Here is a 26,005-nt window from a genome sequence, read left to right as displayed (position 1 = left end):
CTCATTCTATGACCGAGCGTCAGCTACCCAGATTATTATTTTCGCAAGCGCATCGGCGGTAACGACATCTCTCGGGACAAAAACGAAACGGGTGCCGTCGTCAATAACGAAGAATAAATAATCGTTGCTGAGATGCATCCGTTCTATCTTTCGATTCTTTATCGAGCTCTCGTCCAAAAACTGGATAATATACCCGTCGAAAATCTTAACCGATTCAGCGATATTGCCAAGCTTCTTATTATTTGCCTTCCTTTTTAAAGGAACCAAAAAACTACGAGCTATTATTATATATATTGTCCCCATAGCAATTGGGGCCAGAACGTAAATTGTCTCACTGGAAACCACGCCCTTTGCAAGGTACTCCAGCAGAGCGACGGCCAACGCAGATGTCCAGATAATCAAAAGAATTGCGGCTATCAAAATCAGCCAAGCAAGCCCTGTAAGAATCCAACGCCTGGATCGACCATACCTCAGATCGGAAAACGAACGCGCAGCACGTTTAAGCTGCGTATCATTTGTCTGGAAGGTATACTCCCATAGAGGGAACATACCTTCCAAATTTGGAACGTCCTGGCCCATATCGGTGCCAAGCGCTTTATAGCGTCCTGGTCACCATCTCGACGCGGAAGCACTCGATGACGTCACCGACGCGCATGTCCTCGTAGTTCTGGAAGGCCATGCCGCATTCCTGGCCGCCCGGAACTTCCGAAACCTCGTCCTTGAAGCGCTTCAGGGTCTTCAGCGTGCCTTCGTGGATGACGACGTTGTCGCGGATCAGGCGCACGCCCGCACCACGCTCGACCTTGCCTTCGGTGACACGGCAGCCGGCGATCTTGCCGACCTTGGTGATGTCGAAGATCTCGAGGATCTCGGCATTGCCGATGAAGGTCTCGCGACGCTCCGGCGAGAGCAGGCCGGAGAGCGCCGCTTTCACATCATCGACCAGATTGTAGATGATCGAGTAGTAGCGGATCTCGATGCCGGCCGCAGCCGCGGCTGCGCGGGCCTGCGCATTGGCGCGAACGTTGAAGCCGATGATCGCAGCCCCCGAAGTTTCCGCCAGCGACACGTCGCTTTCGGTAATGCCGCCAGCCCCCGCATGGACGATGCGCGCACGCACCTCGTCGGTGCCGAGATTGTCGAGCGCGGCGTTGATCGCCTCGATCGAGCCCTGCACGTCGCCCTTGATGACCAGCGGGAATTCCTTCAATCCGCTGGTCTGCAACTGCGACATCATCTGTTCAAGCGAGCCGCGCTGGCCGGCATGCCTGGCAACCGCCTTCTCGCGTGCCAGACGCTGGCGGTATTCGGTGATCTCGCGGGCGCGGGCCTCGTTGTTGACCACGGCGAAGCGGTCGCCGGCCTGCGGCGTGCCTTGCAGGCCGAGCACCTCCACCGGCATTGCCGGCGGCGCTTCCTTGACCTGCTCGCCGCGATCATTGACGAGCGCGCGTACCCGGCCCCATTCGTTGCCGGCGACGAGAATGTCGCCCGGCATCAACGTGCCGGTCTGCACCAGCACGGTAGCGACTGGGCCGCGGCCCTTGTCGAGCTGGGCTTCGATGACCACGCCTTCGGCGGTGCGGTCCGGATTGGCCTTCAGGTCGAGGATTTCGGCCTGCAGCAGGATCGCTTCGAGCAACTTGTCGAGATTGATGCCCTTGGTCGCCGACACCTCGACATCCAGCACCTCACCGCCCATGGATTCGACGAACACCTCGTGGCGCAGCAGTTCCGAACGCACCTTCTGCGGGTCGGCGTCATGCTTGTCGATCTTGTTGATCGCCACAATGATCGGAACGCCGGCCGCCTTGGCGTGATTGATCGATTCGATCGTCTGCGGCATGACGCTGTCGTCAGCTGCCACCACGAGGATGGCGATATCGGTCGCCTGGGCACCGCGGGCACGCATCGCCGTGAAGGCGGCGTGGCCGGGCGTGTCGATGAAGGTAACCTTGTGACCGTTCTTCTCGACCTGATAGGCGCCGATATGCTGGGTGATGCCGCCGGCCTCGCCGGAGACGACGTTGGCATTGCGGATAGCATCGAGCAACGAGGTCTTGCCGTGATCGACATGGCCCATGATCGTTACCACCGGCGGACGCGGCTGCAGGTCCTCGGGACGATCGGCGATGTTGAACAAGCCCTCTTCGATGTCGGACTCGGCGACGCGGCGGACCGTGTGGCCAAATTCGGTGGCGACGAGTTCGGCCGTGTCGGCGTCGATGACGTCACCAGGCTTCAGGATCTGGCCCTGCTTCATGAAGAACTTGACCACGTCGACAGCGCGCTCGGACATGCGCTGCGCCAGCTCCTGGATGGTGATGGTTTCGGGCAGGATCACTTCACGCATGACTTTCTCGCGTGGCTCGTTATGCAACGCGCGCTTGAATTTCTCCTGACGGCGGCGCATCGACGAGAGCGAGCGGGCGCGCGCATCCTCGTCGGAAAGCGCCGAATTCAGCGTCAGCTTGCCGCGGCGGCGGTCTTCCTCGCCCTTGGTCGGTTTGGCCGGACGCGCCACTTCCGGCGTGACCAGACGGCGCACTGGTGCGCCGGCACCGGTCCGCTTCGGTTTGACCTCTTCCTCGTCATCGACTGTTGCCAGTTCGGCGGCGAGCGGCGCACGGCGGCGCGCCTCTTCCTCGGCACGGCGGCGGGATTCGGCCTCGGCTTGCAGCCGTGCCTCTTCCTCGGCCTGACGGCGAGCCGATTCCTCGCGCTCGCGGCGGCGGCGCTCTTCGTCCTCGCTGCGGCGCTTGGCTTCCTCGATGGCGCGCTGGCGATCCTCGACATCGCGGACCTTCGAGCCCTCGAGAGCCCGGCGGCGTGCTTCCATTTCCTGGCGCGACAACTCGTTCAGCACCATGCCGCCGCGTTCGACCGGCGGCGGAGGGGGAGGCGCCTTGGGAGCTTCCTGCACGGCGGGCGCTGCCGCGACCGGCTTCGGCGTGAAGACGGACACAGGCGCTGCCGCCGGCTCCGGCTTGTCGCCGGGCAGCGAGAACTTGCGCTTCTTGGTCTCGACGACCACCGACTTGGTGCGGCCGTGCGAGAAGTTCTGGCGCACCGTGCCCTGTTCCATACCGGGGCGCTTCAGCGTCAAGGTCTTCTTCGGCGTAACACTCAGCGTCTTGTCGTCGCCCGATTTCGTATCGCTCATTCCATATCCTCTGCGGCATCATCTTCGTCAGCAACGGCCGCAAGCATTGCCAGATCGTCCGGGGAACCGCCCCGATATCGGTCGAGCGCAACCATGCGCTTCTGGACCGCCCTGCCCGCGTCTCCCGCGAGAACGGCAGCATGTATCACATTTGTACCCCCCAATGCCAAGCTCAACTCGGCCTCGGAGAAAAGTTTGTAAGCGCGGATCGCAGGCCCGCCGAGGTGGACGGTTGCCCGTCGCGCCTGGCTTATCTTGCGGACGCCATCGTCGGAAGCCTCGGTCGCGTGGAGCACGAAAAGTGCAAGTCCGCCGCGCACGGCGCTCTCGACCTTGGTCGCTCCGAGTGCTATGGCGCCCGCCTTGCGGGCCAGGCCAAGCATGCCCAGAGCGGACCTGGAAAGCAGCGCGTCGACCATGCCGCCAAGATCGGCCGGCACGCTCACCTGCGCCTTAAAAGCACGGGCAAACAGGTTTTTGGCCGCTGCCTTTTCTATATGTAGGCGGTCGGCCGTCACCCAGCAACCGCGGCCGGGCAGGTTTCTCTTGATGTCCGGAACGACGGCCGAATCCGGGCCGACGACGAAACGGATCAGTTCATCCGTTTCGGCTTGCCTGCGGGTGACGATGCAGGTGCGATCGTTCATCTCGTCCAAGGGCGGGTTCGGTGCGATGCGGTTTCACCTCACGCACCGACGGTTTCGTCAACCGGCACGCCCTCGGCGGCAAGCTCGTCTTCGGTGATCCAGCCAGCCTTCAGGCGAGCGGCCAGGACCATCTGCTCGGCATCGGCGCGTGATACGCCGTGGTTGGCGAGCACACCCGGGAATACCTTCGTCTCGCCGTCCTTGCGTTCCTTCCAACCGGTCAGGTCGTCGGCGGCGTAGCCGGCGAAATCCTCGATCGTCTTCACGCCGTCCTCGCCGAGCGTCACCATCATGGCGGTGGTGATGCCGGGAATCTCGCGCAGCTCGTCCTTGACGCCGAGCGCCTTGCGCTTCTCGTCATGCTCGGCTTCGATCTTCTCCAGATATTCGCGGGCGCGGGTCTGGATTTCCGAAGCCGTGTCCTCGTCGAAGCCGTCGATCGACGCGATTTCGCCGGAATCGACATACGCGACCTCCTCGACGCTGGTGAAGCCTTCGGAAGCGAGCACCTGGCCGACCATCTCGTCGACGTCGAGGGCTTCCATGAACAGCGACGACCGTTCGACGAATTCCTTCTGGCGGCGTTCGCTCTCTTCCTGCTCGGTCAGGATGTCGATATCCCAGCCGGTGAGCTGCGAGGCAAGACGGACGTTCTGGCCGCGGCGGCCGATGGCCAGCGACAGCTGATCGTCGGGAACGACGACCTCGATGCGCTCGGCATCCTCGTCGAGCACGACCTTGGCGACTTCCGCCGGCTGCAATGCATTGACAATGAAGGACGCCGCCGAAGGCGACCAAGGAATGATGTCGATCTTCTCGCCCTGCAATTCACCGACGACCGCCTGGACGCGGCTGCCGCGCATACCGACGCAGGCACCGACCGGATCGATGGAGCTGTCGCGCGAGATGACAGCGATCTTGGCGCGCGAACCCGGATCGCGGGCGACCGACTTGATCTCGATGATGCCGTCGTAGATTTCCGGCACTTCCATGGTGAACAGCTTCGCCATGAACTGCGGATGGGTGCGCGACAGGAAGATCTGCGGGCCGCGCTGTTCGCGGCGCACGTCATAGACATAGGCACGGACGCGATCGCCATACTTGTAGTTTTCGCGCGGAATCAGCTCGTCGCGGCGGATGATCGCTTCGCCGCGGCCGAGATCGACGATGACGTTGCCGTATTCGACGCGCTTGACGGTACCGTTGACGATCTCGCCGATACGGTCCTTGTATTCGTCATATTGCCGGTCGCGCTCGGCCTCGCGCACCTTCTGCACGATGACCTGCTTGGCGGACTGGGCGGCGATGCGGCCAAAATCCATCGGCGGTAGCTGTTCGGCAATGAAATCGCCGAGCTGGGCGTCCGGATTGCGCTCGCGCGCCGAGGAAATGGCAATCTGCGTCGCGTAGTCATCGACCTTCTCGACCACTTCCATCAGCCGCTGCAGCTTCATCTCGCCGGTGTTGGCATTGATGTCGGCGCGGATATTGGTTTCCTGGCCGTAGCGCGAGCGCGCGGCCTTCTGGATCGCATCGGCCATGGCGGCGATGACGATCGACTTGTCGATCGACTTTTCACGCGCGACCGCATCGGCGATCTGCAGCAGTTCAAGCCTGTTGGCGCTTACAACCATCTTCTTTCTCCCGAGCTTATTGCCGACCTTTACGGCCGGCAGCCCAATCACATTTCCTGTTCGGTTTCGTCTTCCGCACCCTCTGGTGCGTCTTCGGGTTCGCCGCGGCGTTTCCTGGCTTCCTTGCGCGCCCGATTGTCCTTCGACAGCGCATCGCGGATAAGGTCGTCGGTCAGAATCAGCCGCGCTTCGGCAATCGCATCGTAGGGAACATGTACCGTCGGCTCCTCGCCGTAAGCGGCCTTGTCACGCTCGATCAGCACACCGTCCGCGTCGCTTTCGGCGATCTTGCCCTTGAAGCGCTTACGGTCGGCGACGAGAACCGACGTTTCCATCTTCACCAGATGGCCGGTCCAGGCTGCAAAGTCCGATTTGCGGACCAGCGGCCGGTCGATGCCCGGCGACGACACTTCGAGATGATAAGCCTTCTCGATCGGATCATCGACATCGAGCGCCGGCGACACCGCCCGGCTGACCTCTTCACAATCCTCGACCGTCATGGTGCCGTCCTCGCGCTCGGCCATGATCTGCAGCGTCAGCCCGTTCTGGCCCGACAGGTGCACACGTACCAAGCGGAAGCCAATGGCGCGCAGTACCGGCTGAACGATCAGCGCGATGCGCGCATCGATGCCGCTTTCGCGGATGATGCGGTCGTCGCCTTCGCTTGCCGTCACTGTCATTCGGTCCTGTCACTCGATTTCTGTTGGTCGGCAGGTAATAAAAAAGAGCGGGACCGGGTGGACCCACTCTTCGTCATACCGACCAAGAATTTGAAGCTGATATAGACGATCGTGGTCCTCATTTCAAGCCCGTCCTGCATGACGGCAGGGCTCCGAGTCCGCAGCGCTGCGCCAAATGCATGGCGCCCATGCCGTGATCCCCCTTTGAGCACCGGCCACGCACGACTATCTATGTTGCATTGCACAATTGGAGCGCTCACTGCGCTCGAAAGGGTACCATCATGAACAATCGTGGATTTTTTTCAGCCATAGGCGATGTCTTTAGCGTGTTCGGCAGTGCCGTAGCCGCGTCGCGGGCTGTGGAAAGCGGTCGCAAGCCGCGTGCGCATGATCTGCGCAATCTCGGCATGGAGCCGGCAGCCTTCGACAAGATCCGTCGCTTCTGAGCCAAGTGAGCGCCGAGAGCCTTCGGCCCGCTCGCCTTGTGCTCAGCTCTAATTTCCCGCTTATTTGCGCACGAAGGTGAGATAGGCGGGCCGTCGGCCTTCGCGAATGGCCTTGGCCTCATAGCGCGTCCCCGGCCAGCCATCATAGGGCCGGTGCCAGTCGGCTGCTTCGCTTGCCTGCCACGTGAAGGCGTCGTGCGCCCGGCAATGCAGGAGCGTCCAGTTCACATAGCTGTCGATATCGGACGCAAAGTGGAACTTTCCGCCGTGCCTCAGGACGCGCGCGAAGCGGTCGAGATTGACCGGGCTGACCAAGCGCCGCTTCCAGTGCTTCTTCTTCGGCCACGGATCCGGATAGAGAAGGTCAATGCCGTCAAGCGAAGCCTGCGGCAGCCAGTCCAGCAGACGTGTGGCGTCGTCGTCATAGACGCGCAGATTGGCAAGCGGCCGCTCCCGGACCGCCATCATCATCTTGGCCATGCCGTTGACGAAAGGCTCGACGCCGATAAAGCCGGTCGCCTGGCTGGCCGTAGCACGGTGCAGAAGATGTTCGCCGCCGCCAAAACCGATTTCGAGCTGGACAGCCGAAACTTCGGCTTCGAAAAGGCTGCGCAAGTCGGCCGGCGGTTCAACCGTCAGATCGAGCCTGTAGGCGGCGAAGCCGCTCTCCAGCGCCGCTGCCTGTTGTGGTCGAATGGTCTTGCCGCGCCGGCGACCGAAAAAGGCCTCGGTCGCACGGCTTGGCCGGTCCTTCGGATCCATAGGCGCCGCGGTTAGGCGGCGACTGCTTCGGCGACCGGTTCGGCGAGAGCGTCCTTGAGCGCCTTGGCGAGATCGGTCTTCTCCCAGGAGAAGGATCCGTCGCGGCCGGCCTTGCGGCCAAAATGGCCGTAGGACGACGTCTTGGCATAGATCGGCTTGTTGAGATCGAGGTGGCGGCGGATGCCGGAAGGCGACAGGTCCATCACGGCGCGCAGTGCACGCTCGAGTTTTGCCTCGTCAACCTTGCCGGTGCCGTGCAGGTCGACGTAGATCGACAGCGGCTGGGCGACACCGATCGCATAGGAAAGCTGGATGGTGCAGCGATCGGCGAGCTTTGCGGCAACCACGTTCTTGGCGAGATAACGCGCCGCATAGGCCGCCGAGCGGTCGACCTTGGTGGTGTCCTTGCCAGAAAAAGCGCCGCCGCCATGAGGCGCAGCCCCACCATAAGTGTCGACGATGATCTTGCGGCCGGTCAGGCCGGCGTCGCCATCAGGCCCGCCGATGACGAACTTGCCAGTCGGATTGATGTACCAATTGCAATTGTCGGCAATCTTCAGGTCGCCCAGTGCTTCGCGAATATAGGGCTCGACGACGTTGCGCACCTTCTTCGAATCCCACGTCTCATCGAGATGCTGGGTCGACAGCACGATCTGCGTCACTTCCGCCGCTTTGCCGTCGACATAGCGGACGGTGACCTGGCTCTTGGCATCCGGCCCGAGCCTGCCGGCATCACCGCTGCCTTCATGGCGCGCAGCCGCCAGCAATTCGAGGATCTTGTGGCTGTAATAGATCGGCGCCGGCATCAGGTCCGGGGTTTCGCGGCAGGCATAGCCAAACATGATGCCCTGGTCGCCGGCTCCCTCCTCGCCTTGCCGGTCGGAGGCGTTGTCGACGCCTTGGCCGATATCCGGCGACTGGCCGTGCAGCAGGACCTCGATCTTGGCTGTCTTCCAGTGGAAGCCGGCCTGCTCGTAGCCGATTTCGCGGATCGCCTTGCGAGCGACCGACTTGAACTTGGCCGGGTTGACAATCGGATGGCCGGCCGCATCCTTCAGGACGTTGCCCTCCTTGTCCTTCTTGAGCAGCGTCTCGGGGACGCGCACCTCGCCGGCGATGACAACGCGATTGGTCGTCGCAAGCGTCTCGCAGGCAACGCGGACCTTCCACGGGTCCATGCCGGTCTTTCTGGCTTCGCGATAGACGAGATCGACAATCTCGTCGGAGATGCGGTCGCAGACCTTGTCGGGATGGCCCTCGGCAACGGATTCCGAGGTGAAGAAGTAATTGTGCCGCGTCACGGGTGTCCCCTCTTGAAAAAAATATCGGCAGGCCGCCGATTTTGGCGCGCCAGTTGTTAACGGTGCCGGGCGTCGCTCGTCAAGCCATGCAGCCGTTCTGGCATGAATTTTGACGTTATTATCTTTGCATCCCGAGACGGCGGCAGGGCGCACTGCGATCAGCCCTTGCACCAACAGACTGAGGAAAACGACTTCGAGGAAGCGTGTCGAGCGAAATCGATCTGCGCTTTAGCGCATCTGCGGAATGAACATCCCTCAATGCGCGCAGCCGCGAGAAATTGCATGCCCAGCTACGACGACCCCTTCCTTGTTGAACTCTTCACGGGCCAGTCAATCGACTTCGTCGGTGGAAAGCGACTTCACCAGCTCGATGATCTTGCGGCGCACTTTCACGTCGGCGATCTTGACGAAGGCGCGATTCAGCTGGAGGCCTTCCGGGCTGCCGCAGAATTCGACGGCGGAGGTCATCGAAGCATCCTCGGCAAATCCACGGTTGCCCACGGGCTCCTGACCGGGCGCATCCTCGAAAAAGAAGGCGACGGGGACGCCGAGTATGGAGGCGATTGCCTGCAAACGGCTGGCGCCGACGCGATTGGTGCCCTTTTCGTACTTTTGGATCTGCTGGAACGTTATGCCGAGGTTTTCACCCAGTTTTTCCTGGCTCATTCCCAGCATATTGCGGCGAAGCCGGATGCGGCTTCCGACGTGGATGTCGATCGGATTCGGCTTTTTCTTGTTTTCTTCTGTCATTTTTTCCTCGCCGAATTTTTCCGGCTTTTTCTATTTTGCTGCCCAAACGACGCCGCGGCCCGTGCCCCAACAGAACGACCTTATCGACTTCGAAAATTTTCAGGCGCTTACAGTATGAGTTTCTAATGTGTCGGCTGTCAATTCGCCCGTAGCCTTTGCCTTACGTTCAAAATGCATGCCGCAACGGCAAGCAAAAACATGATCAGCATTCCGTTAATGCGTCGTTGGCCGGAGGAAACGATGGCTTGGTCGGAGATCGGCACACGCACATCGATCGCGCCGCGTGCATCGATTGCCAGCGCGTCGACGATGCGACCGCGCGGGTCGACAACGGCCGAAATGCCGTTATTAGCCGCGCGCAACAGGGGCACCCCATTCTCCACCGCCCGGATCTGCGCCTGCCTGAAGTGCTGGTACGGCCCCGGCGTGTCGCCGAACCAGGCGTCATTGGTGACGTTCACAATAAGCTCGGCTGACGTTGCGTCAACTGCGACCAGATCGGGAAAGATGACCTCATAGCAAATAAACGGCAGCGCCCGGATACCGCCGGGCAGCGCGATCGGATGCCGCTCATTGCCCGCCGCGAAGGTCATTGGACCGGCAACAAGCTGCTCAAGCCCGAAGCGGCCGAGCAGATCGGCGAAAGGCAGGTATTCGCCGAAGGGTACCAGGTGGACCTTGTCGACGGCATCGACGATTTCGCCCCTTTCGTCGATCGCCACCACAGAGTTGTAGTAACGGCTGCCGGCCACCGAGCCGCCTTCCTCGCGAACGACGCCGGCGACCAGCATCTGGCCATCGCCAAGCATCTCTCCGATCGCAGGCAGGGCATCCGGACGTTCGGTGAACAGAAACGGCACGGACGTCTCCGGCCACAGGATCAATTGCGGCCTGTCATGGCCGGGTTCCGGCGCCTTAGCCGAAAGCCCCATCATGGTGGCGAAGATACGGTCACGCACCGAGGTATCCCATTTTTCCGTAAGGTCGACGGCAGGCTGCACGATACGGACGTCAAGGCTGCGGGCGGCCGGCTTTTCGGGGGCGGCGAGCCGGATATAGCCGAAGCCGGCATGGGCGGCGACGAGAACGACAAGCAACGCCGCGCCGAGGCGAAGATGCTGGCGCGCCGCAAGCAGCGCCGGCAGCGCGAAGACGAAGACCGCAAGCGCGTTCATGCCGACCATGCCGGTCACCGAGACGCTCTGCATCAGCAAAGGCACCGGCATCGCCGCATAGCCGACGGCATTCCACGGAAAGCCGGTGAACAGGAAGCCGCGCAGCCATTCCGCCAGCGCAAAGCCGAAGGCGAGCGCGGCGATGCGCCCGATGTCGTTGCTCCACAACAGCCGGGCAACCACGGCAGCGAAACCGTAAAAGAGGGCCAGCGCGAGGGGGATGCCGACCACCGCGAACGGCAAGGCCCAGGCAAAGCTGTCGGCCTCGACCAGCAGCGCCGAGCCGACCCACCAGAGACCGGCAAGAAAGTAGCCGAAACCGAACCACCAGCCGGTGGCGAAAGCCGGCCGCAAGCGCCGCAGAAAACCGTCCGAGGCTTCGCCGGTCGCGCCGTCGAGGAGCCACACCAGCAGCGGGAACGAAACGAAACAGACGGCGAAGAAATCGTAAGGCGCCTGGGCAAGAACCGTCAGCGCCCCGGCAAGAAACGCCACTAGCGCGCGCCGCCAGCCCCAAAGCAGAATTATCCGGCCGGCCTGGCGCTCCATCTATGCTTCCGAGTCGTGCGAATCAGGAAGCAAGATTTATCAGGCCGCGGCCTTGGCTCCAAACCGGATAAGAGCGACCTAGTCCGCTCATAGCTATCGATGCCAGCCTTGTATCTTCAGCCCGCCCAGCCGCTCAGCCTCTACGCGTGGGACAGAGCCGACAGTCTGGGAAAAGGTCCAGACATGGCCTTCAGGATCGCGCGCGTGTTCTTGCCTGCAACTGAAGCCGGGCTGGCTATATGGTCGGCCCATTCGGAATCGACGATGATATAACCATCGCCGAACCGCATCTCGGAATGGACGAGCCTGCCATCGGCATCGCTGACAACCATGCTCGGCTCGAAGCCGAACGCCTTTTCAAGCCAGGTCAATGCGGCCTGCGGATCCTGGTAGAAGACGCCGGAGCCTAAGTCGAGTGCTTGAACGGGTCCTCAACCGGCATCGGGCAAGTCGCGTCTTTCAAGCCTGCTCGGTGCGGACGGCGCGGCGGCGGCGCTCGCCCTTCAGTGTCTCGACGATGCGCACGCGCTTGACGCGGCGTGGGTCGGCGTCGAGCACATGAAACTCGAAGCCGGGTATGGCCTGCACCACTTCGCCGCGCGCCGGCACCCGGCCAAGCGTGTTGAAGATCATGCCGCCGATCGTGTCGACATATTCGCCGTGCTCGCCGGCGGCGAAATCCTCGCCGATCATTTTGGCGACGTCGTCGATCTCGGCCTTGCCGTCGACGATGAAGACGCCTTCGCCGGCCTGGGTAATCATCGGCTCGTCCTCGTCATGCTCGTCCTCGATGTCGCCGACCACCATCTCGACGATATCCTCGAGCGAGACGAGACCGTCAGTGCCGCCATATTCGTCGATGACCAGCGCCATCTGGGTCCGCGTCGTCTGCATCCGCCCCATCAGGTCGGAGGCGAGCATCGACGGCGGCACGAACAGCACCGGTCGGATCAGGTTGAGATCGCCGATGGTGCGCGCCAGATCGACCTGGGCGAGATCGAGAACCGTCGCGACCGGAGTTTTCCTGGTCGTCCTGCCCTTTCTGACGCGGGCGACCTTGGTGATGTGCGCCAGCACGTCGCGGATATGAACCATGCCGCGCGGATCGTCGAGCGTCTCCGAATAGACCGGCATGCGGGAATGGCCGGACTGCTCGAACAGCCCCAGAAGATCACCCAGCTTCGTGGTGATCTCGACCGCCTCGATGTCGGCGCGCGGCACCATGACGTCCTCGACGCGCACTTCGCGCAGGCGCAGGATGTTGTTGAGCATGGCGCGTTCGCCGGGCGAGAAGGATTCTGCATCGCTCGCCGTTTCGGCAAGCGCACCGGCAATCTCCTCGCGCAGGCTGGTGCCGTTGCGGTGCCTGAAAAGCCCGAGCACGCGATCGAACAGGGAGGGACCGGCAGGCGATGCCTCGCTGGCGAAGCTGCCGGTCGTGGTACTCGGACTCGAGCCCTCTTCCGTCGTTTCGGAAGGCTTGATCACACTGCCGGCGTCGGAGCGGGCGGCAGTCTCTGGTTTGTCGTTCATCATCGTCCGGTCAATTGGTCTTTTGTAATTACGTGTAGGGATCGGGAATGGCAAGCCTCGCAAGTGCTGCGCGCTCTGTCGCTTCCATCAGTTCCGCTTCGGCATCCGTTTCGTGATCATAGCCCAGCAAATGCAGCAGGCCATGGATGACGAGATGGGAGATATGGTCCTCGATGGGCTTGTCTTCCAGTGCCGCCTCGCGCGCGACAGTCTCGGCGGCCAGCACGATGTCACCGAGCATCGGCGGCAGAGGCCCGCCCCTGGCAAACGGAAAAGCCGGAAAAGACAGGACGTTGGTCGGCTTGTCCTTGCCGCGCCAGCCGGCATTGAGCGTGCGGATATGGGCATCGTCGGAAAAGACGATGCTGAGCTCGGAACGGCCGTCGGCACCGGTTTCGGCAAAGGCGGCCGAGACGGCGTGGTCGACCAGCCGCGTCAGCGTCGTCTCGTCGGGCCAGTCGCCCGCCTCGATCGCGATATCGATCTCGACGGGAAGCGGCCCCCCCGCCTTTTGCTCCTCAGCCATGCGGCCGCATAGTCATATCAGCTTTCGACACCCAGGCCCCTGGCCAGCTTGCCGTCGCGGTCATAGGCCTTGACGATCTCGGCGACCAGCGGATGCCTGACGACGTCGCCTTCGTTGAAGCGGACCGTCACCATGCCGGTGACGCCGTCGAGGATTCTCAGCGCCTCGACTAGGCCGGACTTGGTGTTTGGCGGCAGATCGATCTGGGTCGGATCACCGGTGACGATCATGCGCGAGTTCTCGCCGAGCCGGGTCAGGAACATCTTCATCTGCATCGGCGTGGTGTTCTGCGCCTCGTCGAGGATGACGGCAGCGTGCGCCAGCGTACGGCCGCGCATGAATGCCAGCGGCGCGATCTCGATGACCTCAGCAGCAATCGCCCGCTCGACCTTGTCGGCCGGCATCATGTCGTAGAGCGCGTCATAGAGCGGCCGCAGATAGGGATCGACCTTCTCCTTCATGTCACCCGGCAGAAAGCCAAGCCGTTCACCGGCCTCGACCGCGGGGCGCGACAGCACGATGCGTTCGACCATGCCGCGTTCGAGCAGCATTGCCGCATGCGCCACCGCCAGATAGGTCTTTCCGGTGCCGGCCGGGCCGATGCCGAAGACGAGTTCCGACCGCTCCAGCGCGCGCATATAGGCGTCCTGGTTGAGCGAGCGGGCATAGATGGTCTTCTTGCGCGTCGATATCTGGGCGGCGGACACCTTGCCCTTGCGCTCCAGTGTCGGCAGCGTCAGCTGGTCGTCGCTGGCGATCGCCATGCGCACGGCGCCGTCGACATCGGACTGGCCGATGTCGGTGCCTTTCTGCAGAATGCCGTAAAGATTGTCCAAGGCGCGGCGTGCCTGCTCGGCGGCCGAGGAAGAGCCCTTGATGGTCAATTGATTGCCGCGCGAGCGGATATCGACGCCGAGCTTCTGCTCGAGTCGGGCCAGATTCTCGTCGAACTGGCCGTAAAGGGCGCTGGCAAGCTTGTTGTTGTCGAAAGTCAGTACGATGTGCGCGATATCCGAGGCCCCCGAGGGTAGGTTCTGGGGCAGGTTCTTCACTTCAGCAGCGCTCAACCGTCTCTCCTCATCTGCCGAGACCTTCAGGCCAATTCGGCGAACAGGCTGTTGTAGCCCGTCTTCGTGATTCGTACCTGGATAATGTCACCGATTTCGCCGGCCTTTTCATCAACAATAACCGGCTGCAGCCAGGGCGAGCGGCCAACCTTCTGGCCGGCCTGGCGGCCCGGCTTTTCGATCAGCGTGTCGATGGTCCTGCCGACCAGGCTTGCGCCGAAATGCTGCTGCTGTTTCAGAAGCAGCGCCTGCAGCCGCTGCAGGCGCTCGTCCTTGACGGCCTCCGGCACGTGATCGCCCATCTCGGCGCCCGGCGTGCCGGGGCGCGGAGAATATTTGAACGAGAAGGCCGAGGCATAGTTGACGTCTTCGACCAACTGCATCGTCGCCTCGAAATCGGCTTCCGTCTCGCCGGGAAAGCCGACGATAAAGTCGCCCGACAGTGCGATGTCGTTCCGCGCGGCACGGATGCGGTCGATCAACGTCAAATAGTCCTTGGCCATATGCCTGCGGTTCATCGCCTTGAGTATGCGGTCGGAGCCGGACTGCACCGGTAAATGTAGATAGGGCATCAGCGTCGGCAAATCACGATGGGCGGCGATCAATTCATCCTCCATGTCGCGCGGATGACTGGTCGTGTAGCGCAGCCGCGCCAGGCCTGGAATCTCTGCCAGCCTGAACAGCAGCCGGCCAAGGCCCCATTCCTCGCCGTCTTCACCTCTTCCGTGCCAGGCGTTGACGTTCTGGCCGAGCAGCGTCACCTCGCGCACGCCGGCATCTGCCAGGCGCTCGGCCTCGGCGACGATCTGTGCCACCGGCCGCGAGACTTCCGAGCCGCGCGTATAGGGCACGACACAGAAGGTGCAGAACTTGTCGCAGCCTTCCTGAACGGTCAAGAACGCCGTCACGCCGCGCCTGATCAGTTCGGCGCGCTTCGGCTGCGGCAGATACTCGAACTTGTCCTCGACGGCATAGTCGGTCTCGACGATCTTTTCGCCGCCACGCGCCCTCGCCAGCACACCGGGCAGCCGGTGGTAGGTCTGCGGGCCGATGACCAGGTCGACGGCCGGCGAGCGGCGGATGATCTCGGCACCCTCGGCCTGCGCCACGCAGCCGGCGACGCCGACCAGCATTTCGCGCCCGGCCTTTGCACGCTCGGCCTTCAACTCACGGATGCGCCCAAGTTCGGAATAGACTTTTTCCGCCGCTTTCTCGCGGATGTGGCAGGTGTTGAGCAGCACCAGATCGGCCTCGCCGATAGCGTCTGTCGCGGCATAGCCGTCGGCCGCCAGCGCATCGGTCATGCGCTGCGAATCGTAAACGTTCATCTGGCAGCCATAGGTCTTGACGAAGACCTTTCTGGTCGCGGCAGGCGGAACGACCAGGTTTTCGGCGGCAGCGCCGATGTCGTCGCGTTCTATCGTGTTCAATTCCATTTCGCGGCTTCTAACGCCTTTCCCTGACAAAAAACAGACGAATCTGGCCGGAACCTGCGCAGCCTACCGGCTCGGACGCGGTTCGGCGAGCGCCGCTTGTACCATCTCGCGCACCTGGCGTTCCATCTGCTTTGCCGTCTCCTTGCGGCTGGAGCCCTTGGAGAAAGCAATCGCCTCGCCAAAATGCACCTCGACGTCGAGGGCGCCCTCGGCCATCAGCACCTTGAGGTGCGGCATCAGCTCTTCATCGCCGATCCAGGCGGCAACCGGCCGATGCCGGCGGCCGAGCGGCACGCCATGCAGGCGCGTATAGACGATCGCCACCGGCTGGACGAAGACCTGTTCGGCCGCCCCTTCCGCAATCGCCATTGTAGCGGCGCCGAACAGCGTGCTCTTGAACGGCAGGATCATGTTGCCGTCGCCGGTCGAGCCTTCGGCAAACAGCACCATGGCGTCGCCCTTGGCCATGCGGCCGGCGATCTCGCTCGCCTGGTCGCCCGACGAACGCTTACGCTCACGTTCGATGAATACCGTGCGCTGCAGCTTCGACAGCATGCCGATCAACGGCCAGCCGGCCATATCGGCCCTGGCGATGAACGTCACGTCGACCATCGACCCCAGCACCATGATGTCGGTCCAGGAGATGTGGTTGGCAGCAATCAGCAATGGGCGCTGGCCGGACAGCGCTCCCTTGACATGGATGCGCAGCCCCAGCGTCCTGACAATCATCCTGTGCCAGATTTTCAGGATGAAGGTCTCGCGCCAGAGCCCGGTCCGCATCGACAAGATCTGCAGCGGCACAAGCACCAGCGAGCCGACGACAACCAGCCCCAGCGCCAGGAAAATCCTGATTTTTCCGATCATCCGCACCACCCCGGCGTTTGGCTAACGAAGATCGCGGCGCATGACAAGCGCGCCGGTCGAGCCGTGCTCCGGCGACTTGTAATAGTTGGCACGCTTGCCGACCTCGCGGAAGCCGAACCGCCGGTAGAGCGCGATCGCGGCGACATTGGTCTCGTCGACCTCGAGGAAAAGCGCCTCGGCGCGCTGTGCGTGCAGTTCACGCAGCACCGCATCCATCAATTGCCAGCCGAGCCCCCGGCGCCGATGCGAGCGTGCCACCGCGACCGTCAGGATCTCCCCCTCGCCGGCCGCCAGCCGCGCCAGCACGAAGCCGACCGGCGGCTTGGCACCCTGTCCGGTCTCGCGCGCGGCATAGCCGAACACCGTGTCCTGCTCGAGCAGGGCGGCGAATTCGTCGTCGGTCCACGGCCGCGCGAAATCCTCGCGATGCAGCACCGACATGGCCGCGCTATCGGCAACCGTCAACGGCTCGAGCGCATAGTCCCTGCGGCGCGACTGGAGGAAGGGAATGCGCATCAGGACTTGTTTCCGTTTGGACCATGATCTTTTCCCAAAACCGGTTTCCACTTTTTGGGATCATGGTCTTGCCTCGATAGAATAAAGCCGGCCTGCGGCTTTGCGTCGGCGCCGCGCAGATAGAGCGGTTTCGGTTTTTCGCTCTCGCCGTGTTTACCGGCACCTTGGGCCGCGGCCAGCCGGGCATAGACGGCGATGTCGGCGGTGGCCGCCGTCCCGCCGAGATCGAAGCTGCGCCCGGCCGCCGCGGCAATCTGGGTTGCCGCCGTGCCGGCGAGAACCGCAGATCTGTCGACCGCCATGGCTGCGGCTTGCGAGAGTGTGGTCACAGCCGGACCATAGATCAGCACCGACCTCTCATCGTAAAGTGCCGCATGGATCTCCTCGCGACCTGCATCGAGCGCGGCGAGCACGGCGCGACCGGGAAATGCCGCTCTCGCTTGCGCCGCCAGGGCCTCCAGAGTCGTCACGCCGATCGCCGGGATTTTCAGCGCCAGCGCAAGGCCGCGCGCCGCCGAGACGCCGACGCGCAGACCGGTGAAGGAGCCCGGACCCGTCGAAACGGCAATGGCGCCGAGGCCGGAATAGTCGGTTCTGCTGGTCCCCAACGCCTTTTCGATGACACCCATCAGATGCTCGGCATGACCCTTACCGAGATCGAGCACCGAACGGCCGAGTTCTTTCCCGGCCGCCGCGTCGTAGACGCAGGCGGCGCAGAGATTGGCGGCACAGTCGACGGCAAGCAATTTCATGAAGCGGCCGGTTGAGACAGTTTCGAAAACAGCTTCCCTCTGCCCGCCAGGGCTCATCCCCGCAAGGGAATAATGGATAAATCATCAGGCGACTTGGCTTCGGCGCGGGTCCAAGAATGTAAGTTCCACCGCACGCAATCGCCACAATAGGTATCGGGACTAGCCGACCTGCTCGATACGCAGCACGTGATTATCCCAGACATAGTCCGGCTCGGAACGGGTCGCGCCACCGGCTTCGATGATTTCGCCGGCACCCGTCGTCGCGATGAAGCCTTTCCCATCGGGCGCAACGCCACAGACCTCGACCAGAGCCTTGGTAGCGACGACGCGGCCGCTGGCCGTGTCGATCACGGCAAGCGAATTGCCCTCAGGCGAAGACACGGCGATGGTGCCGGCGGCAGGATTGGCGGCGACCGAGCCGATATAGTTCCTGAAGCCGGAGAGCACATCCTGCGACATATCGAGCAATTGCAAGTCCTTGCCGCGCGGCGCGCGGCCAACCAGCGGGGCACGGTCGGTACCCGGCCCCCTGTACTGGCAGCCGAACCAGACGGTGCCGGACCGGTCGGCATCCATATGGCGGATCGACAATTGGTGCAGCGCCGGCGGCAATTCGTGCTTTTCGGTGAGATCGCCGGTAAGGCGGTCGACCAGAACATAGGAAGGCTTCATCGTTGCGATGTTGAGCTCGGCGCGGCCATAATCCGGATGCGTCTCGATGCCGCCATTGGCCACAGCGATCGTCCTGCCGTCGGAAAGCAGCAAAAGCTCGTGCGGGCCTGTGCCGTAGGTCGGAAACTCGCCGATGCGCTTGAATTTCGCATGCGCGTCATAGACGCCGACGACGCCGGCGGCATTGTCGAAATCGTTCTCGGTTGCGTAGAGCAGCGTGCCATCGGCCGAGAACACGCCATGGCCGAAGAAATGCCGGCCGGCAACGCTGGCAATGGTGCGCGGTTCACCGCGGCCGGTATGGTCGAAGACGACAGCAAAGGTGCCCGGCTGCCTGGCAAACACCACCGAACGCTTGGACACCGGGTCGAAGGTAACATCGTGGCCCCGATCGGGCAGATCGATCGTGTGCAACAACTTGCCGGCCTTGGACAGGACGGCCGCGCCATAGCTGCCGTCGCGCTTGACGAAAGCGGTGGCGAAGACCGCGTCGGCGTCGAGTGTCTTTGCCCAGGCCGACGGCGCCATCGCCGCTACGAAACCAGCGCCTGCGGCCCTCAGGAAATCGCGCCGATCGATCAGCGGCGTCCTCATGATCAGTCGCCATCCAATGACGAGAACCCGGCGGTCAGGCCGAATTCGGCGGTCAGCCTGGTGCCGATCAGGGTCGTCAGGCTGGATGTCACCAGCGAGAAATAGTCGAGCTTCTGGCGCAGCGCCGGATCGGCAAGTGCCTTGTCGATCGGTCCCCTGATCGCCTTGGCCGCCTCGATCCCGTTGGTGAGCTGGATGTGGACCGATTCTGCCATCCAGCGCGCATCGGGCGGCAGCGCGTCGCCAAGCTGCGAGGCCTGGAACAGCGTGTCCATGCCCGCCAGATTCCCGGTCAGCGAGCGGGCGGTGTTTTGCGAGCGCCAATAGATCGCCTGTTTCGGTTTGTCGGCCTCCGGCTTGGCGCCCAGGAAGCCTTTCAGGCGTACGTGGCGGACCATTTCCAGTTCGTTGATGAAGACGCCGACCAGTTCGGTCACCGCTTCTGTTCCGTCGTGGTAGAGCGCGTTCTGCGGACCCGGATTGGCCCAGAGCGCGGCAAAGCCGTTGGGCTCGTTCCAGGCATCGCCAACTTCGCCGGCAATCGTCTCGACATTGCCGGCAATGGCCGCACCGTAGGCGCAGCGATAGGCGTCGTCCCTGCCGACCAATTGACTGGCTCCGTCGCCGTAGAGGACGAATTCCAGTGCGCCGAGCCCTTGCATGGCGACGCTCTTTGTAGCCAGCTGGGCCGGATCGGCGGCTGTCGGATCCTTGCCGGCAAGTGCCGCCTGCACCTGCTTCAGGCCGATGCTCTTGCGGTCCGGCCAAAACAGCATGCGCTCAAGCCGGTTGTTTTCCGCGATCGGCCCGAAACGGATGATTTCCACCACCGACCAGGCATCCACGACACCCGAGAATTCGGCGCGTGCCGCATCGAGATTGTCTCGCGAGGGCGCTTGGCAAAGCGCGTGCATGGTCTTGGCCAAGCTGTCCGCATGGTCATGCAGTCTGGCATAGGCCGGGCGGACGAAGCCGTCGATCGCCCGCTGGATCACATCCGATGCCTTCACCGCCGCGGATGCCGGCAGCGCACCGCCGAGGACCAGCATCAGAGCGAATGCAAGACGCTTCCGCATCAGAGCGACTCCAGAAACTTGATCAGCGCGGCGCGGTCGGCCGCATCGGCAGCGGCAAAGCGGTCACGCGCCTTCTGGCCCTCGCCGCCATGCCACAGAATCGCCTCGGCCAGGCTTCGTGCGCGCCCGTCATGCAGGAAGAAGGTGTTGCCGCTGACGGTCTGGGTGAGCCCGATGCCCCACAGTGGCGGCGTGCGCCATTCGCTTCCCGTGGCCTCGCCCACCGCCTGTCCGTCGGCAAGACCGGGTCCCATGTCATGCAGCAGGAAATCGGAATAAGGCCAGATCAGCTGGAAGGCCTGCGCCTTGTTCGGGGTGCCGCGACGGGTGACGAATTTCGGCGTATGGCAGGAGATGCAGCCTATATCGTAGAACAGTTTTTTGCCGGCGAGCACGTCCGGTCTGTCGAGATCGCGCCGGGCCGGCACGGCAAGGTTTTGCGAATAGAAGGTCACGAGGTCCATGACCGGCGGCGGCGCTTCGACCGGACCGAGGCGCTCCTGTACACCGTTAGGTAGGGCAAGGCAGGTCTTTTCCGCGGCGCTGCAATCGCCCCAGTGCTTCGGCACCTCAGGCGTCGAAATGCCGATATCGCCGGCAAAAGCGTCCGCCGATTGCTGGCGGATCGATGCCGCCTGCGCCTTCCAGCCGAAACGGCCGAGCGTCAGTTCACCGCTGCTGGCGTCGCGTATTATGTTTGGCCTGCCGGAAATCCCGTCACCATCGCGGTCGGCCGCATCGGCACGCGTAAGGATGTCGGCAGGAGCGATCTGCTCGACCAGGCCAAGGCCGATCATCGGCGGCGTCATGCGCGGCGACAGCGTGGTGTGTGGATCGAGCGCCCCGTAGGCGAGACCGTCGACCGAATAGCTCGGCTTGCGCAGCGACACCGTGCTGCCGTCCGCCAGTTTTACTTTTTGCTCCTGATAATCGACATGCATCCTGCCTTCGCCCTGCAGGCCGGGAACGGCTAGCTCCTGAAGTTGTGTGCCGTAGACCGGGTCGGGAAAGTTGAGCACTTTGTGATCGGCGAGCGCGGCTTTCTCCTCCTCGGTACTGGCTTCCCTTGCCAGGCGCAGGAACATCGAGGTGGTGCCGCTGTCGCCTTCGGGCGGATGGCCGCGGCCGTCCTTCAGATGACAGTTCTGGCAGGCGCGCTCGTTGAACAACGGACCGAGCCCATCCGAGGCTTGTGTCGAGGATGGCGAGGACACCCAGTTCTTGCGGAAAATGGCGTTGCCGAGCTTGAAGGTACCCTCTTCCTCGAAGCTGATGTTGGCAGAGGATTGCGAGAAGGCGTCCTTGTTGACGTCCTTCTTCGAGGTGCCGGCGCCGCCCTGCATCAGCTCGAATTGCTCGGGCTTGGAGAAATCGCTGGTCGGCCTGGTGATGGCGATGACGCGCGCCAGATCCTTCGGCGTCAGATCCGTGCGGCTGGTGGCAAGCCCCGCCGGTTGCGGCGCCCCGGCCAGCGCCGAGGCTGTGAGCGTCGCCACCACGGCAAGAAAGGCGCCGCGAAGGATACCGTATCGCGGCTTCTTCTGAGGCGGCAGGCCACAATGCTCGGCCGGCCGCAAGCGGCGCATGAAATCTAGGGGGCGCCGCATTCCGGCATGTCCTTATTCCGCCTCGTCGGCCGACGCTGCGTTGAGTTGGCCGTACTTTTCTTCGCCGATCGAGGCGAGCAGGTCGAGTTGCGTCTCGAGGAAGTCGATGTGACCTTCCTCGTCAGCCAGCAATTCCTCGAACAGCTTCATCGTCACGTAGTCGCCTGCTTCGTTACAAACCTCGCGCGAGCGCTTGTAGGCGGTGCGCGCGTCATATTCGCCGGCAAGATCGGATTCGAGCACTTCCTTGACATTCTGCCCGATGCGCAGCGGCGCCACGGACTGCAGGTTCGGATGGCCCTCGAGGAAGATGATGCGCGCCACGAGCCGGTCGGCATGGTGCATTTCCTCGATCGATTCAGCGCGTTCCTTCTTCGCCAGCTTGGCGTATCCCCAGTCTTCCAGCAGCCGGAAATGCACCCAGTATTGATTGACCGCCCCAAGTTCCAGAAACAGAGCCTCGTTAAGCCGCTCTATGATCTGCTGTTCGCCTTTCATGGGTTCTGCTCCCGTATTGGACGCGCAGGCCTCTGACGCGATCCAGGTGTGAAACGATGTCCACGCCGCTCGCCGCCGAGCGGGCATGGTAATTTTCGGTGACCCGAATGATCGTTTCGACCACATTTGGGAAGCAGCCGCAACAGCGACCGCGCTTGTGCATGGCGTGATAGACCTTCGCCGGCACGATCAGCTGCCAGGGGTCCTCATCCAGCAGTCCGACGATCGTCTGCTCTATCTCCTTTTCAGTGATGATGTTGCAATGGCAGATCAGCATTTGTCGCTCTGGCTGACGGCGCTTCGTTGCGTCGCGCGGCTGGTGGTTTCGATAGTCTATTGGAACACCTTGTCCGGTGAATCGAGGCTGTCCGAGCCCTCGAAGGCTATCGCATTGAGCTTCAGGGTACCGACGGCGCGTTCGATCGACTTGGTCTGATCGACCAGCGCGTCGATCGCCGCCTGCACAGTGGCATTGCCTTCCGTGTTGCCTTCTCCGATCTGCTGGTCATAGGCCTCGCCGGCAAGCGCCCGCGCCTTGATGGCCTCCATCTTGGCGACGGTGACGTCCAGTTTGTCCGACAATTCCTTGTCAACCGCCGGGTCGGCCGCCTTGACCATGTCGGCCACCGACGGCCCCTCGACGACAGTGCCGTCGAGCCGCTTGTAGCTGCCGTGATAGGCGGCACGGATGCCGATCGCATCGTAAAGATGGGAGTTGTAGGTATTGTCGGAGAAGCAATCGTGCTCCTCTTCCGGGTCGTGCAACAAGAGGCCGAGCTTCATCCGCTCTCCGGCAAGCTCGCCATAGGACAGCGAGCCCATGCCGGTGAAGATGGTCGAAATGGCGGCGTTCGGCTCGCCATCGACAAGGTTCTTGCGGGCGGCGCCGCCTTCCTTCCAGTCGTCGACCATATCCTTTAGATCGGAAACCAGAAGGTCGCTCGCCGATTTCAGATGCTGTCCGCGACGGTCGCAATTGCCGCCGGTGCAATTGGCGAGGTCGTAGTCGGTGTAGGGCCGTTCGCCGGCGCCCGGACCGGTGCCGTGCAGGTCCTGACCCCAAAGCAGGAATTCGATAGCGTGATAGCCGGTCGCCACATTGGCCTCGATACCGCCGGCCTCCTGCAGGGTGCCGGAGAGGAACTCCGGCGTCAGGTCGGTGGCGTCGACCTTCTTGCCGTTGATCTCGATCGACTTGTTGGCGATCACATTGGCGGTGTAGAGCGCGTTGGCGTCCGACTCGGTGCCGTAGCTCTTGGCGACATAGTCGATCAAGCCTTCGTCGAGCGGCCAGGAGTTCACCTTGCCTTCCCAGTCGTCGACGATGGCATTGCCGAAGCGATAGACCTCGGTCTGCTGATAGGGAACGCGCGATGCCTTCCAGGCCTCGCGGGCGGCGTTCAGCGTTTCGGCAGATGGCTTGGCGAGCAGCGCATCGACAGCCTTGTCGAGCGCCTCGGCCGTGATCAGCGATTCCTCGTATTTGGCGAGCGCAATGTCGGAATAGGTCTTGATGACCGCCTTGGCATCGGCTTGCGCCTTGGCCGGCAGCACGAACACGGCCGCCGTCAGCATCGCGGTGGCGCCGATCGCTGCAAGCCTGCCGCCATACCGCGCGGTCATCATCGTTCTCATGACTGTCTCTCCTCGGGAATCAATGAAATGCCGGCGCCGCGGCGGGCAGTTGCCAGCGGGCAAAGAAGGGTCGCGCCATCGCGCGGTTCGCGGAAGAAAGACACCGAAATGCCTCCAATCGAAAGGGTTCAAGGCCCAGACATCAAAGGGATGCGCTGACGCGCGAGCTTCCATAAAACGGCGAAGACGCCGGATGTCAACTGGTGGCATAGAAAAAATTCAATTGAAACAACAGTTTAGAATTATTCTAAACTAGAACTGTCAACTTTAACACCGACGTATGAGGAATGCCGGCGCATGACGCAGTTGACAGGCGGCCGTTCCGGGTGCGACCCGGATCGGCGCTCTTGCGGCGGCGCCGGACAATCGCCACCTGGCGAGACGTCCTAGATTTGGATGAGGAATCGGGCTGTTATGAAGAACGGGGTCGTCATTGTCGGTGCGGGTCATGCGGGCGTGCAAGCGGCCGCCAGCCTGCGCGAAGAAGGCTATGACGGCCCGGTAATCCTCGTCGGCGACGAAAACGAACTGCCCTACCACAAGCCACCGCTGTCGAAGACCTTCATCAAGGATCAGCAAGCAAAGCCGCAGCCGTTGCGCGGCGAGGCTTTTTATACCGGCAGCGCCATCGACTTCCGGCCAGGCCTCCGGGTCGAGCGGATCGACGTAGGCGGCCGCAGGCTGGAGATATCGGGCGGCGGTGTGTTGCCGTTTGACCGGCTGATCCTCGCCACCGGCGCGCGGCCGCGCCTGCTGCCGCTGCCGGGTTCGGAGCTTTCTGGCGTTGTGTCGCTGCGCTCGCTCGGCGATGCCCGCCTGATCCGCGAATTGAGCGCGCAAAGCGAGGAGGTCGTCATCCTCGGCGGCGGCTTCATCGGCCTGGAGATTGCCGCGACGCTCACCGCGGCAGGCCGCAAGGTTACGGTGGTCGAGGCGGTCGACCGGCTGCTCGGCCGCGCCGTGGCACCGGTCATCGCCGGCCATGTGCGCCAGCGGCTGGAGGCGACCGGTGTGCGCGTCCTCACCGGCACCACCATCGAACGGCTGGAGGACGAGAACGGCCGTGTTTCGGCTGCAATCACCTCATCCGGCGAGAGATTGCCGGCGCAGATGGTCGTCATCGGCATTGGCGTCGTGCCGAACGTCGAACTGGCCGAAGCCGCCGGCATTGCCATCACCAACGGCATCCGCGTCGACCAGCAGATGCGTACGTCGACGGCTGAAATCCTCGCCATCGGCGACGCGGCGTCTTACCGGCACTGGTTCACCGGTGGCGATGTGCGGCTGGAATCGGTACAGAACGCCACTGACCAGGCGCGGCTCGCCGCACGCACCATCGCCGGCCACACCGACAATTACTCGGCAGTGCCGTGGTTCTGGTCCGATATCGGTGACATGAAGCTGCAGATGGTCGGCCTGATTGCGGGCGGCGACAGCCATGTCGTGCTGGGCGACGTGGCCGAGAACAAATTCTCCATCTACCACTATGCCGGAAGCCGGCTGCTCGGCATCGAATCGGTCAACCGGCCCGGCGACCACATGCTTGGCCGCAAGATGCTCGGCGCCGGCTTTTCGCCGTCGCCGCAGATTGTCGCGACCGGGCCCGACGGGCTGAAGGCCGCGCTCGCCGCCTTCCAGCAGGCAGAGCCGGCCCGCGCTGCGGGATAAGATCAAACCCAATCACCCTGAATGACCGAGTTCGGCCGGGAGCTGACCTTCAAAACATATAGCGAAGTAAAGGAAACAGCGGTATTTTGACCAATTGAAATTCGTCGGGGGTGCTCATGGCTCTATATGTCATTGGCGCATGCATGGGTCGCACTGGCACATATTCGCTGAAGCTCGCCTTGGAGCATCTTGGGTTCGGGCCGTGTCATCACATGGCAGATGTCCACGCCAATCCCGAGCAGAAGGCGCTGTGGCGCGCCGCCGGACAGGGACAACTCCCGACCTGGGATGCGGCATATGCCGGCTATTTTTCCGCGGTCGATTGGCCAACGGCGCATTTTTGGCGCGAAGTGAGTGACCACTACCCTCATGCAAAGGTTATCCTGACAGTTCGTGACCCGGAAGCCTGGTATGACAGCATGGCGCAAACAATAGGACTCACGATGGATGCTGC

The 26,005-nt window shown here is 62.7% G+C and carries 26 protein-coding genes; 3 read left to right on the top strand and 23 right to left on the bottom strand.

Annotation, left to right across the window (positions count from 1 at the left end; genetic code table 11):
* Positions 1-6 precede the first annotated feature (6 nt).
* From NKI70_RS22495 to rimP, 5 genes are read right to left on the bottom strand one after another with little or no spacing between them, the layout of a single operon-like run.
* The gene (locus NKI70_RS22495; protein ID WP_352724913.1) at positions 7-579 is read right to left on the bottom strand and encodes a hypothetical protein; all 573 of its coding nucleotides are present in this window, start codon (positions 577-579) and stop codon (positions 7-9) included.
* Positions 580-595: 16 nt separating this feature from the next.
* On the bottom strand, positions 596-3,163 hold the full coding sequence (infB, locus tag NKI70_RS22490) for a translation initiation factor IF-2 (RefSeq protein ID WP_352589066.1): 2,568 nt from the start codon (positions 3,161-3,163) through the stop codon (positions 596-598).
* Positions 3,160-3,810: an RNA-binding protein gene (locus NKI70_RS22485; protein WP_352589063.1), complete on the bottom strand. Its 651-nt coding sequence runs from the start codon at positions 3,808-3,810 to the stop codon at positions 3,160-3,162. Before NKI70_RS22485 ends, infB begins: the two co-directional genes overlap by 4 nt.
* Positions 3,811-3,848: 38 nt before the next feature.
* Positions 3,849-5,444: a transcription termination factor NusA gene (gene nusA, locus NKI70_RS22480; protein WP_352589060.1), complete on the bottom strand. Its 1,596-nt coding sequence runs from the start codon at positions 5,442-5,444 to the stop codon at positions 3,849-3,851.
* A 47-nt stretch (positions 5,445-5,491) separates the two neighbouring features.
* A complete protein-coding gene (rimP, locus tag NKI70_RS22475) occupies positions 5,492-6,124 on the bottom strand; it encodes a ribosome maturation factor RimP (RefSeq protein WP_352589057.1) in 633 nt (210 codons plus the stop codon).
* Between the two features lie 281 nt (positions 6,125-6,405).
* Here rimP and NKI70_RS22470 point away from each other — a divergent pair, with 281 nt between their 5' ends.
* A complete protein-coding gene (locus NKI70_RS22470) occupies positions 6,406-6,570 on the top strand; it encodes a hypothetical protein (protein ID WP_352448601.1) in 165 nt (54 codons plus the stop codon).
* A 60-nt stretch (positions 6,571-6,630) separates the two neighbouring features.
* On the opposite strand, the gene trmB is transcribed toward NKI70_RS22470, so the two are convergent.
* The 18 genes from trmB to NKI70_RS22380 form a co-directional block, all read right to left on the bottom strand.
* A complete protein-coding gene (trmB, locus tag NKI70_RS22465; RefSeq protein ID WP_352589053.1) occupies positions 6,631-7,332 on the bottom strand; it encodes a tRNA (guanine(46)-N(7))-methyltransferase TrmB in 702 nt (233 codons plus the stop codon).
* Between the two features lie 11 nt (positions 7,333-7,343).
* Positions 7,344-8,633 (bottom strand): methionine adenosyltransferase, encoded by a 1,290-nt coding sequence (metK, locus tag NKI70_RS22460; protein WP_023676896.1) that lies wholly within the window; start codon positions 8,631-8,633, stop codon positions 7,344-7,346.
* 330 nt (positions 8,634-8,963) lie between these two features.
* On the bottom strand, positions 8,964-9,383 hold the full coding sequence (locus tag NKI70_RS22455) for a helix-turn-helix domain-containing protein (RefSeq protein WP_023676895.1): 420 nt from the start codon (positions 9,381-9,383) through the stop codon (positions 8,964-8,966).
* Positions 9,384-9,520: 137 nt separating this feature from the next.
* Positions 9,521-11,107, bottom strand: a complete 1,587-nt coding sequence (gene lnt / locus NKI70_RS22450) for an apolipoprotein N-acyltransferase (RefSeq protein ID WP_352589047.1) — start codon at positions 11,105-11,107, stop codon at positions 9,521-9,523.
* Between the two features lie 140 nt (positions 11,108-11,247).
* A complete protein-coding gene (locus tag NKI70_RS22445) occupies positions 11,248-11,478 on the bottom strand; it encodes a VOC family protein (RefSeq protein ID WP_352589044.1) in 231 nt (76 codons plus the stop codon).
* Between the two features lie 88 nt (positions 11,479-11,566).
* Positions 11,567-12,640 (bottom strand): hemolysin family protein, encoded by a 1,074-nt coding sequence (locus NKI70_RS22440; protein ID WP_352448597.1) that lies wholly within the window; start codon positions 12,638-12,640, stop codon positions 11,567-11,569.
* A 28-nt stretch (positions 12,641-12,668) separates the two neighbouring features.
* Entirely contained in the window at positions 12,669-13,166 is a 498-nt protein-coding gene (gene ybeY, locus NKI70_RS22435) for an rRNA maturation RNase YbeY (protein WP_352589041.1), read from the bottom strand.
* Between the two features lie 17 nt (positions 13,167-13,183).
* Positions 13,184-14,233, bottom strand: a complete 1,050-nt coding sequence (locus tag NKI70_RS22430) for a PhoH family protein (RefSeq protein ID WP_023676891.1) — start codon at positions 14,231-14,233, stop codon at positions 13,184-13,186.
* A 26-nt stretch (positions 14,234-14,259) separates the two neighbouring features.
* Positions 14,260-15,669, bottom strand: coding sequence for a tRNA (N6-isopentenyl adenosine(37)-C2)-methylthiotransferase MiaB (miaB, locus tag NKI70_RS22425; protein ID WP_352570332.1), 1,410 nt, complete (start codon positions 15,667-15,669; stop codon positions 14,260-14,262).
* A 63-nt stretch (positions 15,670-15,732) separates the two neighbouring features.
* Entirely contained in the window at positions 15,733-16,533 is an 801-nt protein-coding gene (gene olsA / locus NKI70_RS22420) for a lyso-ornithine lipid O-acyltransferase (RefSeq protein ID WP_352570330.1), read from the bottom strand.
* A gap of 21 nt (positions 16,534-16,554) precedes the next feature.
* Positions 16,555-17,049, bottom strand: a complete 495-nt coding sequence (rimI, locus tag NKI70_RS22415; protein WP_352698158.1) for a ribosomal protein S18-alanine N-acetyltransferase — start codon at positions 17,047-17,049, stop codon at positions 16,555-16,557.
* Positions 17,049-17,801 carry a tRNA (adenosine(37)-N6)-threonylcarbamoyltransferase complex dimerization subunit type 1 TsaB gene (tsaB, locus tag NKI70_RS22410; RefSeq protein ID WP_352570328.1) on the bottom strand — a complete coding sequence of 251 codons (753 nt, stop codon included), beginning with the start codon at positions 17,799-17,801 and terminating at the stop codon, positions 17,049-17,051. Before tsaB ends, rimI begins: the two co-directional genes overlap by 1 nt.
* 159 nt (positions 17,802-17,960) lie before the next feature.
* Positions 17,961-19,067 (bottom strand): DUF1513 domain-containing protein, encoded by a 1,107-nt coding sequence (locus NKI70_RS22405; protein WP_352570326.1) that lies wholly within the window; start codon positions 19,065-19,067, stop codon positions 17,961-17,963.
* Between the two features lie 2 nt (positions 19,068-19,069).
* Positions 19,070-20,143 carry an imelysin family protein gene (locus NKI70_RS22400; protein WP_352698160.1) on the bottom strand — a complete coding sequence of 358 codons (1,074 nt, stop codon included), beginning with the start codon at positions 20,141-20,143 and terminating at the stop codon, positions 19,070-19,072.
* The gene (locus tag NKI70_RS22395; protein WP_352724911.1) at positions 20,143-21,750 is read right to left on the bottom strand and encodes a di-heme oxidoreductase family protein; all 1,608 of its coding nucleotides are present in this window, start codon (positions 21,748-21,750) and stop codon (positions 20,143-20,145) included. The genes NKI70_RS22400 and NKI70_RS22395 overlap by 1 nt, the downstream gene beginning before the upstream one ends.
* A gap of 12 nt (positions 21,751-21,762) precedes the next feature.
* Positions 21,763-22,248, bottom strand: a complete 486-nt coding sequence (gene bfr / locus NKI70_RS22390; protein ID WP_023676883.1) for a bacterioferritin — start codon at positions 22,246-22,248, stop codon at positions 21,763-21,765.
* Positions 22,214-22,525 carry a (2Fe-2S)-binding protein gene (locus tag NKI70_RS22385; RefSeq protein ID WP_023676882.1) on the bottom strand — a complete coding sequence of 104 codons (312 nt, stop codon included), beginning with the start codon at positions 22,523-22,525 and terminating at the stop codon, positions 22,214-22,216. Before NKI70_RS22385 ends, bfr begins: the two co-directional genes overlap by 35 nt.
* 56 nt (positions 22,526-22,581) lie before the next feature.
* Positions 22,582-23,871: an imelysin family protein gene (locus NKI70_RS22380; protein WP_352724926.1), complete on the bottom strand. Its 1,290-nt coding sequence runs from the start codon at positions 23,869-23,871 to the stop codon at positions 22,582-22,584.
* A 426-nt stretch (positions 23,872-24,297) separates the two neighbouring features.
* On the opposite strand from NKI70_RS22380, the gene NKI70_RS22375 reads away from it, so the two are divergent.
* Entirely contained in the window at positions 24,298-25,551 is a 1,254-nt protein-coding gene (locus NKI70_RS22375) for an NAD(P)/FAD-dependent oxidoreductase (protein WP_352724910.1), read from the top strand.
* 116 nt (positions 25,552-25,667) lie between these two features.
* On the top strand, positions 25,668-26,005 hold a 338-nt coding region (locus NKI70_RS22370; protein WP_352724909.1), incomplete at its 3' end, for a sulfotransferase family protein.

This window comes from Mesorhizobium sp. M0500, from assembly GCF_040321165.1.
Taxonomy (GTDB): domain Bacteria; phylum Pseudomonadota; class Alphaproteobacteria; order Rhizobiales; family Rhizobiaceae; genus Mesorhizobium.
Note: the sequence above shows the minus strand (reverse complement) of the source record. Positions and strands in the feature narration are given on the sequence as shown.

What these genes read in the sequence shown, in the direction of transcription:
- NKI70_RS22470 (WP_352448601.1), top strand. Translation starts at nt 6,406, where the DNA reads ATGAACAATCGTGGATTTTTTTCAGCCATAGGCGATGTCTTTAGCGTG.
- lnt (WP_352589047.1), bottom strand. Translation starts at nt 11,107, where the DNA reads ATGGAGCGCCAGGCCGGCCGGATAATTCTGCTTTGGGGCTGGCGGCGC.
- ybeY (WP_352589041.1), bottom strand. Translation starts at nt 13,166, where the DNA reads ATGGCTGAGGAGCAAAAGGCGGGGGGGCCGCTTCCCGTCGAGATCGAT.
- bfr (WP_023676883.1), bottom strand. Translation starts at nt 22,248, where the DNA reads ATGAAAGGCGAACAGCAGATCATAGAGCGGCTTAACGAGGCTCTGTTT.
- NKI70_RS22385 (WP_023676882.1), bottom strand. Translation starts at nt 22,525, where the DNA reads ATGCTGATCTGCCATTGCAACATCATCACTGAAAAGGAGATAGAGCAG.
- NKI70_RS22375 (WP_352724910.1), top strand. Translation starts at nt 24,298, where the DNA reads ATGAAGAACGGGGTCGTCATTGTCGGTGCGGGTCATGCGGGCGTGCAA.
- NKI70_RS22495 (WP_352724913.1), bottom strand. Translation starts at nt 579, where the DNA reads ATGGGCCAGGACGTTCCAAATTTGGAAGGTATGTTCCCTCTATGGGAG.
- NKI70_RS22380 (WP_352724926.1), bottom strand. Translation starts at nt 23,871, where the DNA reads ATGACCGCGCGGTATGGCGGCAGGCTTGCAGCGATCGGCGCCACCGCG.
- NKI70_RS22485 (WP_352589063.1), bottom strand. Translation starts at nt 3,810, where the DNA reads ATGAACGATCGCACCTGCATCGTCACCCGCAGGCAAGCCGAAACGGAT.
- olsA (WP_352570330.1), bottom strand. Translation starts at nt 16,533, where the DNA reads ATGATCGGAAAAATCAGGATTTTCCTGGCGCTGGGGCTGGTTGTCGTC.
- rimI (WP_352698158.1), bottom strand. Translation starts at nt 17,049, where the DNA reads ATGCGCATTCCCTTCCTCCAGTCGCGCCGCAGGGACTATGCGCTCGAG.
- NKI70_RS22400 (WP_352698160.1), bottom strand. Translation starts at nt 20,143, where the DNA reads ATGCGGAAGCGTCTTGCATTCGCTCTGATGCTGGTCCTCGGCGGTGCG.
- trmB (WP_352589053.1), bottom strand. Translation starts at nt 7,332, where the DNA reads ATGGATCCGAAGGACCGGCCAAGCCGTGCGACCGAGGCCTTTTTCGGT.
- infB (WP_352589066.1), bottom strand. Translation starts at nt 3,163, where the DNA reads ATGAGCGATACGAAATCGGGCGACGACAAGACGCTGAGTGTTACGCCG.
- tsaB (WP_352570328.1), bottom strand. Translation starts at nt 17,801, where the DNA reads ATGAAATTGCTTGCCGTCGACTGTGCCGCCAATCTCTGCGCCGCCTGC.
- nusA (WP_352589060.1), bottom strand. Translation starts at nt 5,444, where the DNA reads ATGGTTGTAAGCGCCAACAGGCTTGAACTGCTGCAGATCGCCGATGCG.
- rimP (WP_352589057.1), bottom strand. Translation starts at nt 6,124, where the DNA reads ATGACAGTGACGGCAAGCGAAGGCGACGACCGCATCATCCGCGAAAGC.
- NKI70_RS22395 (WP_352724911.1), bottom strand. Translation starts at nt 21,750, where the DNA reads ATGCGGCGCCCCCTAGATTTCATGCGCCGCTTGCGGCCGGCCGAGCAT.
- NKI70_RS22405 (WP_352570326.1), bottom strand. Translation starts at nt 19,067, where the DNA reads ATGAGGACGCCGCTGATCGATCGGCGCGATTTCCTGAGGGCCGCAGGC.
- miaB (WP_352570332.1), bottom strand. Translation starts at nt 15,669, where the DNA reads ATGGAATTGAACACGATAGAACGCGACGACATCGGCGCTGCCGCCGAA.
- NKI70_RS22440 (WP_352448597.1), bottom strand. Translation starts at nt 12,640, where the DNA reads ATGAACGACAAACCAGAGACTGCCGCCCGCTCCGACGCCGGCAGTGTG.
- NKI70_RS22455 (WP_023676895.1), bottom strand. Translation starts at nt 9,383, where the DNA reads ATGACAGAAGAAAACAAGAAAAAGCCGAATCCGATCGACATCCACGTC.